The organism is Eubacterium sp. 3_1_31 (genome assembly GCF_964249515.1).
In the GTDB taxonomy this organism is placed as follows: domain Bacteria; phylum Bacillota_I; class Bacilli_A; order Erysipelotrichales; family Erysipelotrichaceae; genus Longicatena; species Longicatena caecimuris.
This window is the reverse complement of sequence record NZ_CAXUBY010000002.1, coordinates 22,610-38,889: the sequence shown is the minus strand read 5'-3', so window position 1 is coordinate 38,889 and position 16,280 is coordinate 22,610. Positions and strand designations below refer to the sequence as shown.

The window sequence follows — 16,280 nt, the reverse complement described above, 5'->3', positions numbered from 1 at the left end:
AAATGCTATTGTGCGATACGATCGTAAAGGGGAAGGATATTTCTGTTTGAATGTTTTCAAAACCTATTATATAATGAAAATCAGTTAGGGTGTGACATATGGAACTGAAGGAACTGCGGATATCAGAGAAAAAAAGAGCACTTTTGCATACCATGGGAATTGAAAATGCCATGGATCTTTTAACGTATTATCCGTTTCGTTATGAAAGCGTAGAAACGAAACCACGTAAGGAATGGCAAAAAGAAGATCGGATCGCATTGGAAGGTGTGATTTTAAATCGTGCCAGAGTAATACGCTTGAAAGGCAAACAGAGTGTCACAAAATTTAAACTTCTATATGAAGAGGAAGAATTGGATATCGCTATCTTTAATCGCCCTTGGATATCAGCGTTTACGGTAGGAAAAACAATTACACTTATCGCTAAATATGAAGGTGGTTCACGGATGACGGCATTGCAATATAATTTTCAGCCATTACAGGAACAGCTTGGTATTTTCCCGGTATATAATGTAAAAGAGGGAATCAGTCAAAAAGATATCCGTAAATACATTGATAAGGCATGGCTGGCGCAACAAGAAAGCATTAAAGAATTTCTGCCCATGGAATACTTACAGAAGTATCGCTTAATTTCTCGTTCGCAGGCCTTGTATTTCATCCATCATCCCAAAAATATGGAGGCGGTAAAACAGAGCCTGCGCCATTTAAAATATGAAGAGTTTTTAAAATTCCAAATCACGATGCAAGCTTTAAAGGTACAGGAAAAAGAAGTGGTACATGGACATGAAAAGCGATTTGATAATGAGGAAGTCATGGATCTGCAAAAAACCTTAGCTTTCTCTTTGACCGAGGATCAAATCAAAACAATCGAAGAGATTTTAGCCGATTTGAAGAGTGATCACATCATGTATCGTATGGTGCAGGGAGATGTAGGCTGTGGAAAGACCTTGGTGGCGGCTTTTGGCATGTATGCCTGTGTATTAGCACATAAGCAGGCAGCTTTTTTAGCACCGACGGAAATCCTAGCGAAACAGCATGGAAACAATTTGAAGAAAATCTTTCACGATTATGAAATTCAGGTTGAGGTATTGTATGCCAGCTTAAAGACACAAGAGAAAAAAGATATTTTAGAGCGTTTAGCGCGAAATGAAATTGATATTCTTGTAGGAACGCATGCCTTGTTTCAAGAAGGTGTAGAGTTTCATGATTTGGGTATGGTCGTGGCGGATGAACAGCATCGTTTTGGGGTTGCCCAGCGAAAGAAAATGTTAGAAAAAGGGGATAAGGTTGATTTCTTATTGATGAGTGCTACACCAATACCGCGAACATTAGCCATTTCTTTGTATGGCGACATGGATGTATCCACGATTCAGACATTGCCATCTGGACGTCAAAAAATCACGACAAAGCTGGTGCACGCAAGATCCATGAGTAGTATTTTAGATTTTGTGTTAGAGAAAATTGATGAAGGCAATCAGTGTTATGTTGTCTGCCCGGCCATTGAGAAAAATGAAGATTATGAGATGCGTAATGTCACAGATATCTATCAAGGCATGCAGGCTTCCTTAGGAAGACGTTATCAGATAGGCTTGCTCCATGGAAAAATGAGTGCGCAAGAGAAAGATGCTGTAATGAAAGCATTTGTAGAGGGGGATTTGCAAATCTTAGTATCAACAACGGTTATTGAGGTGGGTGTGGATGTCGCTAATGCCAATATAATGGTTATTTATGATGCACATCGTTTTGGTTTGAGTCAAATTCACCAGCTCCGCGGACGTGTGGGACGCGGCAGTCAACCGGGGTATTGTTTTTTATTAAGTGATTCAAAAGATCCAGATAGCCTACAGCGTTTAAAGGTTTGTGAGAAAACAAATGATGGCTTTGTGATTGCGCGTTATGATCTGGCATTGCGAGGTCCGGGAGATATCTTAGGGACACGGCAAAGTGGTGTTCCGGGATTTATTTTAGGGGATGTTATTCAAGATGCAAATATTTTAGAGGTTGCCAGAGAAGATGCACAAGCATTATTAAAGCACATCCATGATCCTGGTTATGAACAGATAAAAAATTATATTGATATGACCATTGCGCGTGCCACATATTTGGATTAGTGTGATATAATAGCGGTGTGACCGCGCTTTTGATCATACAATGGCAGTTGGTATGATGTTTCGTTTTAGATAAGGGATTCGTGATTGCTTACTAATAAAAGGAAAGATCATACTCATGAAAAGCAAAGGTGACTTTAAATAGGGTATATAAGAAGGAGAAATGATATGAATACGATTTTTGATTGGTTAGAAAGCAAAAAAATTCCATATACAGATAAGGAATTAATACGTCAGGCACTGGTTCATTCTTCTTATGTGAATGAACATAAGACCTTTGCCCACGATAATGAGCGTTTAGAATTTATGGGGGATGCGGTTTTACAGTTATGGTCAACAACCAAGTTGTTTAAATTGACACCGGAATTAAGTGAAGGGCAGATGACCACCTTGCGTGCACAATTGGTATGTGAGGAGGCTTTAGCGGAATATAATCGCAAATTAGGCTTAGGTCGTTATCTTTTGCTTGGGGTAGGAGAAGAAAAGACTGGTGGTAGAGAACGTGATTCCATACTGGCGGATATGTTTGAAGCAGTATTAGGTGCTATCTATTTAGATTCCGGGATGGACAGCATTAATGTTATTTTAGAAGAGGTACTTACGCCAGCCATCACACAACCAAAAAGTGAGAAGGTCATTGACTATAAAACAAAATTACAAGAATATATCCAATCCGATTCACGCAAGACGGTCCACTATGAAACCATTCATGTGTCAGGACCTAGCAATAAGCCGGAATTTGAAGTAGCTGTGATGTTGGATGATATCACGTTAGGAAGAGGAAAGGGTTTTTCCAAAAAGCGGGCTGAGCAAATGGCTGCCAAGGATGCTTTTGAAAAAATGGTGAAATAACTTTGTAGGTGATTTAGTAAACGTGTTCCTACGACTAAAAAAGGATAAATCATGAAATAGAAACCTAAAGTGTTTCTGTTTTTTTACAAGAATGATTACAAGCCGGAAACGGATGGTGTTTTCCCAGAAAGGCTATTGACTTCTTTCGTAAGGGAAGGTATCATAAAAAAGCTGAAAATAAGAAAGGAAACGAATGTATGATATATATTGAATATCTGGTATTAGCGATCCTGGTTGTTTATTTGTCTGTCCGACTATCCTATTATGTGGATTGCCTGGATAAAAAGACCAATTTATCCGGCGCTTTTATCGGGGGAGTCATGCTGGCAGCAGTCACCTCACTGCCTGAACTATTCACTTCATTAACTGCTGTGTTGGCATTAGATCAGCCTGATCTGGTGCAGGGGAATGTGCTTGGCTCTAATATCTTTAACCTTTGTGTGATTGGCGGATTGATGCTGTTTACCAGCAAACGCTATCAACGTGCAACACTGTCAAATTCCCATTCTAAGACGTTATGGTATGGCATCGTCATGTACGCCTGTGTCTTTATAGCCATTTTTTATCCTTATGAACTAGGAATTGGCTTTTTAAAGGTAAATTTGATGTCGGTTCTCATTCTGATTGTTTATCTTGTGAATGTGAAGTTCATGAAACATGATGAAAGTGGAGACAATGTGGAGGATGTGTATATTTCATTAACAGTAAAACAAATTGCTTTGCGTTTTATCATCTTCAGTGTTGCTTTGGTTGTTGTAAGTATCTTATTAACCCAAGTAACAGATAAGATTGCGAATGAATTGCAGTTGGGAGCTACGGTGGCTGGTGCTATCTTCCTTGGAGTGGCAACTTCATTACCTGAGTTGAGTGCTTCCATTAATTTGGTACGTATTGGGAACTTTAATGCTTCTTTTGGCAATATTGTGGGAAGCAATTTGTTTAATTTTATCATTTTATGCTTTGCGGATGTGCTTTATGTCAAGGGTGGTATTTATGTGAATGAGCCACAAGTTTTGAACTTGTTAGGTTTTGGGGCATTTTCCATGCTGGCAACATTAGGTGTTATTTATGGAAAAAAACATCGCGGAGCAGTATTGTTATGTAGTGTGTTGATCTTAGTATCTTACGTGCTGAGTATCGCCTTATCCATGTAGAAGAGAATTTATACTTAGCAGAACTGTTGGCACATAAAAAATTTAAAAATATTAAAAAAGGAAGGACTACGTTTTGACATGTCAGTATGCATAGGCATAGGTTATAGTCCTTCCTTTTTGATGGTATCTTTTTGAGCGTATTTCATAAGGCAAATTCTCTTCATTTATTGAAATAGTTCTTTGTTTGCATTAGAGCTCTTTATAACTTTTTTAAATGTTTCGTATTATGTGTAGGATGGATAGAAAAAGAAATTCATTCCTTATAGAAGTATTTTGAAATTTTGTGAAACTATTTGGATGATTTTGCGTGAAAATTGTCGAAAATTGCATATTTCTTGTTACGTTCATCAGCGAACTTGTCCATCACCGAGAATGATATATTTCTCACTCGTTAAAGCTTCTAATCCCATCGGCCCGCGGGCATGCAGCTTTTGGGTACTGATACCGATTTCGGCACCTAAGCCAAATGCAAAGCCATCGGAAAATCTTGTGGAGGCATTGGCGTACACGCAGGCACTGTCAATTTCTTTTAAAAACTTTTTCACATTCGTATAATTCTCAGATACGATCGTTTCACTATGATGCGTGCTGCAAGTGTTGATATGGGCTATGGCTTCGGCTAAGCTGTTTACCATTTTTATCGAAACCTCCATGTCCAAATATTCCTTGTAATAGTCCTCTTGGGTTGTCGGAATGCATTCTTGATGCAACTCACAAATGGTCATATCGCCATGAATCTTAACATTATACTTTGATAATTCTTGCAATAAAGAGCGAATGAAGCTGTCACGAATGCCGCGATGGATCAAAATACTTTCACAGGCATTGCATACCGACGTGCGAGAAGTCTTCGCATTAATAACAATATCCATCGCTTTTTGCAGATCAGCATCCGCGTCGATATAAACATGACAGTTGCCGGTACCGGTTTCTAATACCGGAACGGTTGCATGCTGCATCGTATTATGAATCAGTCCGGCACCACCACGGGGAATTAAGACATCTAAATAGCCATTTAATTGCATGAATGCCGTTGCACATGCATGGGAGGTGTCTTCTAATAAAGCAATGGTATATTTATCAAAGCCACATCTCATAAGTGCTTCCTGCATGATGGCAACGAGTTTCTTATTTGATTCCAAAATATCCTTAGAACCTCTTAACATAACGGCATTGCCTGCTTTTAAACAAAGAATGGCCGCATCTACGGTAACATTTGGACGAGCTTCATAAATCATCCCGACAACCCCTAAGGCGACACGCATCTTACCAATTTGTAAACCATTTTCATTTGTATGCATAGCACGTATTTCGCCAATTGGATCAGGTAAGGCGATAACCTGTTCAATGCCTTTGATCATCTGTTTCATGCGTTCTTCATTCAACATCATGCGATCTAACAAACCAGCTGGCATGCCATTCACTTTGCCTGTTTCGACATCCTTTTGATTCGCCTTTAAAATGGTTGCCATATGTTCTTCTAAACCTTTTGCGATGGTTGCTAAGAGCTGATTTTTGCGTTTTGTATCCGCATTCATGATTGCGGTGGAAGCAGCTTTTGTTTTCTGTGCCAATTGTTCTAACGTCATAAATTCTCCTCCTTTTTTAAATCAAATAACGTACCACGATACGTATTTTTTAAGATATGATATAAAATTGATGGTTGCTTGCCATTGGCAATGATCATCGGAATACCATGTTCACCAGCATATTGTGCAGCATATAGTTTTGTCACCATACCACCGGTTCCATGCTTACTGCCGGCGCCCTTTGCCATTGCCTGAATTTCTTCGCTGATGTGATTGACGACAGGAATCAGCTTGGCATTTGGATGAAGGGTAGGATTATCATCATACAAGCCATCAATATCAGATAGCAAAATAAGTAAATCGGCATTTGTAAGATAAGCAGTCACGGCACTTAGCGTATCATTATCACCATAGGCAATTTCATCCGTTGCGACACTGTCATTTTCATTGACGATCGGAATGACACCATAAGATAACAGCGTTTCTAACGTATTAACGGCATTTATTCGTAAAGTTTCATTATGGGTTATGGTTTTTGTTAACAGCAGCTGTGCAATGGTTTGACCGTATTGGGAAAAGAATTTATCATAGATAAACATCAATTCACTCTGTCCTACGGAAGCTGCTGCTTGCTTTTCTTTCATCAAAGTGGGGCGATGACGCATTTGCAATTTCGCAACACCGGCACTCACAGCACCACTACTCACTAAGATGACATCTTTGCCACTATTTTTGATATCACTCAATACCATGGCAAGCTGATCAATCTTCTGAAAGTGAAGTCCTCCTTGTGGATGGGTTAAGGTGGAAGAGCCTACCTTCACAACAATTCTGCGCACATCTTTCATTTCTTTCATTTTTTTACAACCCCTTTGTAAATTGTTTCTTATATTATAGACGAGAAACAGAAAACAAGCAAACATTTCTTAGTTACTTAGATAGAACAAAACAAAAAGGACAACCCCATATACGATTCCTTGCCACCTGCATGTAGAGAAGCAAGATTTTTTAGCACTAGGGTGTTGACAGTGCTAAAGAAAAGATTTATACTATTAGCAGACTTAGTAAAAGAGTGCTAAATGGGAGGTAATTTGCAATGGCTAGAAAGAAACAGTTTAAGGCAGAATCAAAACGTCTGTTAGATTTAATGATCAATTCTATCTACACGCATAAAGAAATTTTCTTACGTGAATTGATTTCCAATGCGAGTGACGCAATCGATAAATTATACTATAAATCTTTAAGTGAAAATCTGAGCGATGTCGAACGCGATAAGTTCCACATTTATCTGGAAGTAAATAAGGAAGCTCGTACCTTAACCATTCGTGATAATGGTTTAGGTATGGATAAAGAAGAGCTGGAAGAAAACTTAGGAACAATTGCGAAGAGTGGCTCTTTGGCCTTCAAGCAGGAATTAGAAGAAGAGGAAAAACAGGATGATGTAGATATCATCGGACAGTTCGGTGTTGGTTTCTACTCCGCTTTCATGGTTGCTCAAAAAGTTGATGTCATCTCAAAGAAATATGGCAGTGAAGAAGCTTATATCTGGAGTTCCAATGCAGTTGATGGCTATACGATTGAACCATGTGAAAAGGATAGCTGTGGTACTGAAATCACTTTATATCTGAAAGAGAACAGTGATGATGAAAACTATGATGAATACATGCAGCAGTATGAAATTGAACGTCTGATCAAAAAATATTCTGACTATATCCGTTATCCTATTCAGATGATGGTGGAAGAACAGCGCCGTGTGGAAGAGGAAACAAAAGAAGGCGAAGAAGAAAAAGAACCAAAATATGAAACTGTGATGGAAGAAAAAACATTGAACTCTATGATTCCATTGTGGAAACGTGAAAAAGCAAAGATCACGGAAGAGGAATACAATGACTTCTATAAGAGTAAGTTTAATGACTATACCGATCCCCAAAAAGTCATCCATTTCAGTGTAGAGGGTGCGGTATCCTTTACCAGCTTATTGTTCATTCCAGGTAAGACACCAATGAATTACTATTCACAGGATTATAAGAAAGGTTTACAGCTGTATAGCCGCGGTGTCTTTATCATGGATAATGCAGAAGAACTACTGCCGGAGCATTTCCGTTTTGTGAAAGGTTTGGTAGATTCTCAGGATCTGTCTTTGAACATTTCCCGTGAGATGTTGCAGCATGATCGTCAGTTAAAAGTTATTGCAAACCGTATTGAAAAGAAAATCAAATCAGAACTGTTGCTGATGCTGAAAAACGAACGTGAAGAATATGAGAAATTCTGGCAGAACTTTGGCGTACAGATCAAGTTTGGTGTATACAATGATTTTGGCGCACATAAAGAATTGCTGCAGGATTTATTAATGTTCTATTCCAGCAAGGAAAAGAAATTGATTACACTGGACGAGTATATCAACCATATGGAAGAAGGGCAAAAAGATATTTACTTTGTCAGTGGTGACAAGGTAGAAAAGATTGACCAGTTGCCAATTGTTAAAAAGGTCAAAGAGAAAGGCTATGAAATCTTGTATTTGACAGATAATGTGGACGAATTTGTCTTACAGTCTTTGATGAACTATAAGGAAAAGAACTTTAAGAATATCTCACAGGGAGATTTAGACTTAGATAGTGAAGAAGAAAAGAAGGAACTGGAAAAGAAGGCTGAAGAAAGCAAGGATATGCTTGATGGCTTAAAAGAGGCTTTAGGTGAAAAAGTCAAAGAAGTCAAACTGAGTACACGTTTAGTAGATGATCCGGTATGCTTAAGTGCCGATGAAGGTATGTCCTTTGAGATGGAAAAGGTGTTAAGCGCAATGCCAGATGGCAATCCATACGGCATGAAAGCCACAAGAATACTGGAAATCAATCCTAGCCATCCAATCTTTACCGCCTTACAAAATGTGTATGCGAAAGATAAAGATGCGGTAAAGGATTATGCACAATTACTGTATGATCAGGCATTGTTGATTGAAGGATTCCCAATTGATGATCCAGCAGAATTCTCAAGAAAAATCTGTGAGTTTATGGTTAAAGCAGCAAATTAAGATCGTCGATAAGAGTGAATCATTAAGAAAGTATTATTTAGAAGAAGACTGGCTGTGTGGGGAAACACAAGACCAGTCTTTTTTCGTCTGTGAAAAGATATGTCGGGGATAGACAATTTTGCTTTCTTCACCTTGTGGACTATAGTATAATGAGAGCATGATGGAGGCTTTAGCGATGATACAAAATATTATTTTCGATATCGGGAATGTTTTAGTGACATTTGACCCTTATACTTATTTTCTAAAGTATTTTAAAGAAGAAACCAAAACGCGTACCTTATGTGAACTGATGTTTTCACATGAGGCTTGGTCACAGTATGATGCAGGTATTCTGTTGCGAAAGGATCTGTATGAGATCTATCATCAGGCGTATCCACAGTATCATGAAGAAATGGATCATATGCTGACACATTGGCTAAAGCTGATGGAACCAATTCCGGAAACCTTAGCTTGTATGAAGGAGTTAAAACAGCAAGGCTATGGCATCTATTTGTTATCAAATATCAGTCAGGATAGCGCAGATTATCTGAAAAAGACGCAGGATTTCTTTGCCTATGCAGATGGTGCGGTATTATCTTATGAGCTGCATACCATCAAACCAGATGCGGCGATGTATGAAGAGCTGCTGCAACGCTATCATTTAGAACCGGCAACTTGTGTATTTCTAGATGATGGAGTACAAAATATTGAAAAAGCTTGTTCCTTAGGTATGCAAGGAATCGTTGTTTGTGATATTCAGACAGCTTTACAGGAACTAAAAGAATTGCTGGAAGGAGAGAAGGTATGTTAAGAAGTGGACAAATCCTAACCGGAACGATTGCTTATTTAGATGAATCCAGCAATGGTATTTTGATGGCTGGCAAGGATAAGGTGTTTGTACGTCATGTATTGGCGAAAGAAAAAGTTAAGGTGAAAATACAAAAGCGTTTGAAAGAAGGTTATAGTGCAAATGTTATCGAAATTCTTCAGAAAGATAAGGAACGCATAAAACCGGTTTGTGGAATTTATGAGCGTTGTGGCAGCTGTCATTTAATGCACATGAGTGCGCAGGGGCAAAAGCACCAGAAGCTATCCTACTTACAGAAGTTGTGTGCAAAAAACAAACAGTTGCACATCAAGGCAGAGGAAATTGCCACAATGAAACACCCATATCATTATCGCAATAAGATGATCATTGGTTTTCAAAAGGATAAACAAGGGAAACTGCAGGCAGGCTTTTATGAAGAATTTTCACATCATATTATCCCTTATGAACAATGCTTGCTGCATCCGGAAATCTGTGATGCTATCTTACATACGATTACGGCATTGATGATAAAGCTGCGCATTGAACCTTATGATGAGGATAAGCGAAAAGGGTTACTTCGTCATGTTGTCATACGTTATGGTATGCTTAGTAAGCAGATCATGGTGGTACTGGTCATCAATCAGCAGGTATTCCCAGCACGTAAGGCATTTGTGCAGGAGCTATTGAAAAAGCATCCGCAGATAACGACCATTGTACAAAATGTGAATACACGTAAGACGAGCATTGTCTTAGGTGAACAGGAACGTATTTTATATGGTCCGGGTTATATTGAAGATACCTTATGTGGCTTACAGTTTCGCATATCGGCAAAATCTTTCTATCAGATTAATCATGAGCAATGTGAAGTGTTGTATAAAAAAGGTATGGAGCTGTTACAGTTGACAGGCAAAGAAACGGTTTTAGATGCCTATTGTGGGATTGGAACGATTGGCATGTATGCAGCACAGTTTGCTAAGCAGGTCATTGGTGTGGAGCTGAATAAGGATGCAGTGGAGGATGCTAAGAATAATGCGAAGTTGAATCAAATTCGTAATATTCGTTTTGTTTGCGATGATGCCGGTAAGTTCATGCAGAAGATGGCTGCGAAAAAAGAACGTTTGGATGTTGTAATCTTAGATCCACCGCGCTCAGGCAGTAGTGAAGCGTTTATTCGCAGTGTTGCGACCATTCGTCCTAAAAAGGTGCTGTATATTTCTTGTAATCCACAAACGCAGTTACGCGATTTGCAGCTGTTTCAAAAATATGGCTATGTGGGGGATGTACTGTATGGTGTCGATATGTTTCCGAATACGTTTCATGTGGAAAGTATCGTATTGATGTCAAGAAAAGAAAAGTAGGGTTCTCTTGTCTAGCGAAGGTAATGTGGAAATGTCGATACCTATATTCTTGAAAATATTATTTTCTATATATGTATATAATGTTTTCTTGGAAAGACTGATTTTATGGGTGTGAAGCAAGTATGAAGAATAAGAAGAGCGTTCTAAAGGCATTCTGTACGGTGAAGTTTTATTTCTTTTGCGACAGTAGACTTATCTTTGCCCAGAATATCAGCGATGGTTGCCAACGTGAATTACTAGGCAGGAAAAAGAACGAATTTAGGAGATGATTGATTATCTCAAGTCACAACCCAAATGGGTCACCTCCTGCAAGATGAAACGGTGTGGCTTACGCAACAACAGATGGCAGACTTGTTTCAGACTTCACGAACTAATGTTGTAGAACACATTAAGCATATTTATGGTGAAGGCGAACTGAATGAAAATTCAACTTGTCAAAAATTCCGATAGGTTCAAAAAGAAGAAAATCGTGAAGTGGCAAGGGAGATGCCATTTACAATCTTCAAGCAATGGAACAGCTTGTTTCCGGATATCCTGATTTTGTGGAAAGATAAGCAGAACGAGAAGTGCCTATGACAATGGAAGATTGGGCAAAGCATCTGCACGGGATTTTGACTTCCACAGGAGAAAATCTTCTCATCGGAAATGGCACGGTCAGTCATTTGTAGGTAATGAATATGAAATTAGAATTTGAGGAGGAAATTATGGCATCGAGCAAAGAATATTTAGAATTTATTTTAGGGCAGTTATATGAGTTGGAAGAAGTATCATATAGAGCAATGATGGGAGAATTTATACTCTATTATAAGGGCAAGATTGTCGGCGGAATATATGATGATCGATTACTCGTGAAACCAGTAAAATCAGCCATTTCATATATGCCAAATGCTGTGCATGAATTGCCATATGAAGGAGCAAAAGAGATGTTACTTGTTGATGATGTTGACGACGAGGATTACTTGACTGGCTTATTTGATGCCATGTATGATGAATTGCCAAATCCAAAACCCAAAAAGAATAAATAGAACAACCTCGATTTGCAGAATTGATTTCTATTACAATATATGGCATTACCTGTTCCCCTATGAACAGAACCCTGTTTTCAAACTCTCGTTGGTTAAAATGAAAAGAGTATTGAGAAAAGTTAAAAAGAAAAACCTGTCGATGGATAAAAGTTATATTACCTTTTCATAATAAACTAGCGTTGATTATGAAAATTAATGTTATTTCTAGTTCATACATGCAAACTACATTTTATAATTTGATTAATTTTCTTATCACTAGGATATTTTTCCTACTTTTATAATACGAAAAACGGATAAAAAATTTAGAAAATCCGCATAAATACAGTGTCTATCGACAAAACAGCAGAAGAAAAATAAAGAAAATTACAACGAAATTACAACAAACGAAAGAGCCTGATGTAACGACTTATACAAAGAAATGCAGAGTTATGGAAGAACGACGCTTGAAAAAGAGCGTCTTTTTCTATATCGTGAAACAGCAGACTATTTCATTTCTGCTTGATTACTCTACACTTATCGGGCTATGGTTTGTCAAGGGCTTATTGCGTAAGCAATGCTATATAGCACCCTTTACAAATCATGGACTGAGAAGTAACTTTTCAAAAGTAGAAAAGAAATGACAATGTTTATAACAGCATGGTATAATACAAGTAAAGGCAAATTGGAATTTATCAAGGGGGATTAACAAAATGGTTGATGTATATAAAAATTGTCCTAACTATGAGAATGAATATTATATGTTAAGATTAACAAACAAGGAGGATAAAGCAGATTTGTTAAAAGTTTATTCTGATGAGAAATCTGTACCTTTTTTTAATAGTGATAATTGTGGTGAAGATGATTTTCATTATACAACTGAAAACAGAATGGGGCAGGCAATTGAATACTGGCTTTGGGAGTATAAGAGACAAGGATTTGTCCGTTGGACGATTGTTTCAAAGGCAACGAATGAAGCGATAGGTACGATAGAGCTTTTCCACAGAGAAGCTGATGATTATTTTACAAATTGTGGTTTACTTAGATTAGATATTCGGAGTGATTATGAAATTGCAAGTGAGATTGTTTCAATTCTAAAGTTGATAATTGAACATACATATACACTGTTTCACTGTGATAAAATAGCCACAAAAGGGATTACATCAGCGACGGAACGCATTTCAGCATTGAGAAGCTTAGGTTTTAAACTCTCGGAAGAAAAACTAATAGGTCATGACGGAACAGAATACGATTCATATTTCGTGTTAGAGCAATAAATCTCAGTTTGTATGGGAGATACGCTCAAAATGTTGCAAATCGACGGAGTGATCCGCCAGCGGTGGCGGTCGTAAGACATATCGCCACGCCAGCTTGCTGGCGAGCGTAGCGAGCCTTATCAAGCCCCCGTTATCTAACAAGGGGGGCACAAAAAACAAGAGACAATATACACTACTAAGCGGAAAACGCTGTATTTACAAGGCAAAACCGCTTTTAACAGGGTGTTAACTGAAAGGCACTCATTTAACACATAAAATTGAATAAGACATAGGAAAGACAGTTGATTTTAAATAAGAAATTGATTGTCTTTTTATAATTAAAAAGAAACTATCTATCAATGGAATGAGATTTCATGATACAATTAAAAAACGAATGAATAGGTATTTATAACTAACAAGTTTTATGAGGAAACGTATATGGTAAGAATAACCATAGATGAGTCTATTACGATATGTTGGGAGAATGAATATGAAACGAGAGCAACAAAGAAAACTAAGAGAATTAAAAAAAGCATTGCCAAGGATGTTAAAGGAAAAAGTCAAGGCATACAAAATGAAGAAGAAAGACTATATGATTTGGTATAGTAAAAATGATTTGTTTATAGAATGTATGATTGATGTTAGAGAAACAGTTGACGATAGATGTTGTTGCAGTATACGAGTAAAAATCAAGCCCTTATGGATAGATGATTTATTATGGGATTGTCTACATATGGATAACAATAAAACAGAGCCACTGAGTTTAAGGGCTGTCGGCGCATTCACGGTTAGTGGTGTTGAAGTATATTTAGACTATGATTATCTAAAAGAGTGGACAAGCGAAGAAATGGAAAGCTATGTGGATCTGTATTTAGAAAAATTTAATCAGATTATGAATGAGGTCACAATAGATGATTTTTATGCTCATATAAGTGATCAACCATATCATGAAGAACTAAGGGTATCTCTATCAATGACTTACAATGCCCAATATCAAGAAGCAATAGAATATCTAAAAGATAAAGGTGAAGGTATATTCTGTAATAAAGGTCTTTGGATACATGATGCTATAAAAGAATATTGCAAAAAAAGGATGAATAAGCAATAGATCTAAAGGTAGCAAAGATTGTGAATAAGCAAGATATCATACAAGCTTTTTTGTTTCAAAGCTATCTCTTTAAATGAAGTATGAGTGATTATCATGGACATCTGTCTTGGACTCTTTAAAATCATACTTATGACCTTTTAGTAGTTTACATTTTAAGGTGAATGCCTTATAATTTAGGATGTAATTAGATAAATGAAAAGGAGAATGATTATGGAAATTTCATCACTACAAAAAGCTAGATATGAGTATGCACCTAAACTTCCAGGAATGCTAAGAAACGGTATTGCAGATATTTGTGTTGTAGAAGGTGAGGAAACGCAAAGTGTAGCCGATCAAGAAAAGATCAAAGAACTTTTCCCAAATACTTATGGTAAAAAGGAAATCACTTTCCAAAAAGGAGCAAATACATCTGAAGCAAAAAAACAGGTTGTCGGTGTTATCCTTTCTGGAGGACAGGCTCCAGGTGGACATAACGTTATCTGTGGTTTATACGATGCATTAAAAGCAACCAATAAAGAAAATGTATTGTTGGGATTTAAAAATGGTCCTAGTGGTTTGATCGAAGATGATTATTTAACTTTCGATGATGCATATATCAATGCATACAGAAACACTGGTGGATTTGATATTATCGGATCTGGCAGAACAAAACTGGAAACAAATGAACAGTTTGCTATCGCTGCTGAAGTTTGTAAAAAACATGGTATCACGGCTATCGTTATTATCGGTGGAGATGATTCTAATACAAATGCAGCTGTATTAGCAGAATATTTTGCAGCTAATAATACAGGTGTTCAGGTTATCGGTTGTCCTAAAACTATTGATGGTGACCTTAAAAATGAAGATATTGAATGTTCTTTTGGTTTTGATACAGCAACAAAAACATACAGTGAATTGATTGGTAACATTGAAAGAGATGCAAACTCTGCAAAGAAATACTGGCATTTCATCAAAGTTATGGGACGTTCTGCATCTCATGTAGCTTTGGAATGTGCTCTTGAAACACAGCCAAACATCTGCTTGATTTCTGAAGAAGTAGCTGAGAAAAAGATGTCATTATCACAGATTGCTGATTATATCGCTGATTCTGTTGAAAAACGTGCAGCGAAAGGCATGAACTTTGGTGTTGCCATCATCCCAGAAGGTGTTGTTGAATTCGTTCCTGAATTCTCTGCACTGATTCAGGAAATCAATGAATTATTAGCAGGCAGCAAAGCAGAAGCATTCAATGCTTTAGCAACTTGGAAAGAAAAATATGCCTTCATCGAAAATGGTTTAACAAAAGCATCTATGGATGTATTTGCAATCCTTCCAGAAGGTATCCAGCAGCAGTTATTCTTAGAAAGAGATCCACATGGAAATGTGCAGGTTTCTTTGATCGAATCAGAAAAATTATTCTCTGCTTTAGTAAAAGATAAATTAGAAGAGAGAAGAAAAGCCGGTACATACAATGGTAAATTTAATCCTCTTCACCATTTCTTTGGATATGAAGGAAGATGTGCATTCCCATCTAATTTCGATTCAGACTACTGCTACTCATTAGGATATAACGCATTTATGTTGATCCAGTATGGTTATACAGGCTACTTATCAAAGATTTCTAATCTTTCTAAGCCAGCTAGCGAATGGGTTGCCGGTGGTATGCCAATCACGAAGATGATGAACGTAGAAAGACGTCATGGCGAAGATAAACCAGTTATCAGAAAGGCTTTAGTTGAACTTGATGGAAAACCATTCAAATTCTTCGAAGCACATAGAGAAGAATGGGCGAGTGAAACTTGCTTTGTTTATCCAGGAGCTATCCAGTATTACGGACCTGCTGAAGTATGCGATATCACTACGAGAACGCTTGCTCTTGAGCAAGAATAATACGTTATTGTCAAACGATTGCTATTTTGCGAAATGTTAGTCCTTCGTAATGGACGTATTCGTAAAAAAAGTGGTGTATGGAAAAAATAGTGTATAAAAAGTTTTCAGATACATGTAAAAAGCTATATTGCGCAATATGCAGTATAGCTTTTTGTTATGATGCAAGAATATAAAATATACAAGTCATTAAAATATTGGCAAATGATTCTTAAAAATAGCATACCTCTACT

General features: G+C 37.5%; 12 protein-coding genes. 10 read left to right on the top strand and 2 right to left on the bottom strand.

The window, feature by feature from the left end; genetic code table 11:
• The first annotated feature begins 98 nt into the window (after positions 1-98).
• From recG to ACESSZ_RS01040, 3 genes are all read left to right on the top strand, one after another.
• Positions 99-2,108 (top strand): ATP-dependent DNA helicase RecG, encoded by a 2,010-nt coding sequence (recG, locus tag ACESSZ_RS01050; RefSeq protein ID WP_008689176.1) that lies wholly within the window; start codon positions 99-101, stop codon positions 2,106-2,108.
• Between the two features lie 165 nt (positions 2,109-2,273).
• Positions 2,274-2,957 (top strand): ribonuclease III, encoded by a 684-nt coding sequence (gene rnc, locus ACESSZ_RS01045; RefSeq protein WP_008689175.1) that lies wholly within the window; start codon positions 2,274-2,276, stop codon positions 2,955-2,957.
• A gap of 197 nt (positions 2,958-3,154) precedes the next feature.
• Positions 3,155-4,111, top strand: coding sequence for a sodium:calcium antiporter (locus ACESSZ_RS01040; protein ID WP_008689174.1), 957 nt, complete (start codon positions 3,155-3,157; stop codon positions 4,109-4,111).
• A gap of 347 nt (positions 4,112-4,458) precedes the next feature.
• Here ACESSZ_RS01040 and ACESSZ_RS01035 read toward each other — a convergent pair whose 3' ends face one another.
• Both ACESSZ_RS01035 and proB read right to left on the bottom strand, forming a co-directional pair.
• The gene (locus ACESSZ_RS01035; RefSeq protein ID WP_008689173.1) at positions 4,459-5,700 is read right to left on the bottom strand and encodes a glutamate-5-semialdehyde dehydrogenase; all 1,242 of its coding nucleotides are present in this window, start codon (positions 5,698-5,700) and stop codon (positions 4,459-4,461) included.
• On the bottom strand, positions 5,697-6,497 hold the full coding sequence (gene proB, locus ACESSZ_RS01030; protein ID WP_008689172.1) for a glutamate 5-kinase: 801 nt from the start codon (positions 6,495-6,497) through the stop codon (positions 5,697-5,699). The genes ACESSZ_RS01035 and proB overlap by 4 nt, the downstream gene beginning before the upstream one ends.
• Positions 6,498-6,736: 239 nt before the next feature.
• Here proB and htpG point away from each other — a divergent pair, with 239 nt between their 5' ends.
• From htpG to ACESSZ_RS00995, 7 genes are all read left to right on the top strand, one after another.
• Positions 6,737-8,671, top strand: coding sequence for a molecular chaperone HtpG (htpG, locus tag ACESSZ_RS01025; protein ID WP_008689171.1), 1,935 nt, complete (start codon positions 6,737-6,739; stop codon positions 8,669-8,671).
• Between the two features lie 175 nt (positions 8,672-8,846).
• Positions 8,847-9,461 (top strand): HAD family hydrolase, encoded by a 615-nt coding sequence (locus tag ACESSZ_RS01020; protein ID WP_008689168.1) that lies wholly within the window; start codon positions 8,847-8,849, stop codon positions 9,459-9,461.
• Positions 9,455-10,816 carry a 23S rRNA (uracil(1939)-C(5))-methyltransferase RlmD gene (rlmD, locus tag ACESSZ_RS01015; RefSeq protein WP_008689166.1) on the top strand — a complete coding sequence of 454 codons (1,362 nt, stop codon included), beginning with the start codon at positions 9,455-9,457 and terminating at the stop codon, positions 10,814-10,816. The genes ACESSZ_RS01020 and rlmD overlap by 7 nt, the downstream gene beginning before the upstream one ends.
• 704 nt (positions 10,817-11,520) lie before the next feature.
• A complete protein-coding gene (locus ACESSZ_RS01010) occupies positions 11,521-11,841 on the top strand; it encodes a TfoX/Sxy family protein (protein ID WP_008689165.1) in 321 nt (106 codons plus the stop codon).
• Between the two features lie 689 nt (positions 11,842-12,530).
• Positions 12,531-13,094 (top strand): GNAT family N-acetyltransferase, encoded by a 564-nt coding sequence (locus tag ACESSZ_RS01005; protein ID WP_008689164.1) that lies wholly within the window; start codon positions 12,531-12,533, stop codon positions 13,092-13,094.
• A gap of 469 nt (positions 13,095-13,563) precedes the next feature.
• On the top strand, positions 13,564-14,181 hold the full coding sequence (locus ACESSZ_RS01000) for a hypothetical protein (RefSeq protein ID WP_008689163.1): 618 nt from the start codon (positions 13,564-13,566) through the stop codon (positions 14,179-14,181).
• Between the two features lie 210 nt (positions 14,182-14,391).
• Positions 14,392-16,050 (top strand): diphosphate--fructose-6-phosphate 1-phosphotransferase, encoded by a 1,659-nt coding sequence (locus tag ACESSZ_RS00995; RefSeq protein WP_008689162.1) that lies wholly within the window; start codon positions 14,392-14,394, stop codon positions 16,048-16,050.
• Positions 16,051-16,280: the final 230 nt, after the last annotated feature.

Coding starts and splice junctions, on each gene's coding strand:
- recG (WP_008689176.1), top strand. CDS start 99: ATGGAACTGAAGGAACTGCGGATATCAGAGAAAAAAAGAGCACTTTTG.
- rnc (WP_008689175.1), top strand. CDS start 2,274: ATGAATACGATTTTTGATTGGTTAGAAAGCAAAAAAATTCCATATACA.
- ACESSZ_RS01040 (WP_008689174.1), top strand. CDS start 3,155: ATGATATATATTGAATATCTGGTATTAGCGATCCTGGTTGTTTATTTG.
- ACESSZ_RS01035 (WP_008689173.1), bottom strand. CDS start 5,700: ATGACGTTAGAACAATTGGCACAGAAAACAAAAGCTGCTTCCACCGCA.
- proB (WP_008689172.1), bottom strand. CDS start 6,497: ATGAAAGAAATGAAAGATGTGCGCAGAATTGTTGTGAAGGTAGGCTCT.
- htpG (WP_008689171.1), top strand. CDS start 6,737: ATGGCTAGAAAGAAACAGTTTAAGGCAGAATCAAAACGTCTGTTAGAT.
- ACESSZ_RS01020 (WP_008689168.1), top strand. CDS start 8,847: ATGATACAAAATATTATTTTCGATATCGGGAATGTTTTAGTGACATTT.
- rlmD (WP_008689166.1), top strand. CDS start 9,455: ATGTTAAGAAGTGGACAAATCCTAACCGGAACGATTGCTTATTTAGAT.
- ACESSZ_RS01010 (WP_008689165.1), top strand. CDS start 11,521: ATGGCATCGAGCAAAGAATATTTAGAATTTATTTTAGGGCAGTTATAT.
- ACESSZ_RS01005 (WP_008689164.1), top strand. CDS start 12,531: ATGGTTGATGTATATAAAAATTGTCCTAACTATGAGAATGAATATTAT.
- ACESSZ_RS01000 (WP_008689163.1), top strand. CDS start 13,564: ATGAAACGAGAGCAACAAAGAAAACTAAGAGAATTAAAAAAAGCATTG.
- ACESSZ_RS00995 (WP_008689162.1), top strand. CDS start 14,392: ATGGAAATTTCATCACTACAAAAAGCTAGATATGAGTATGCACCTAAA.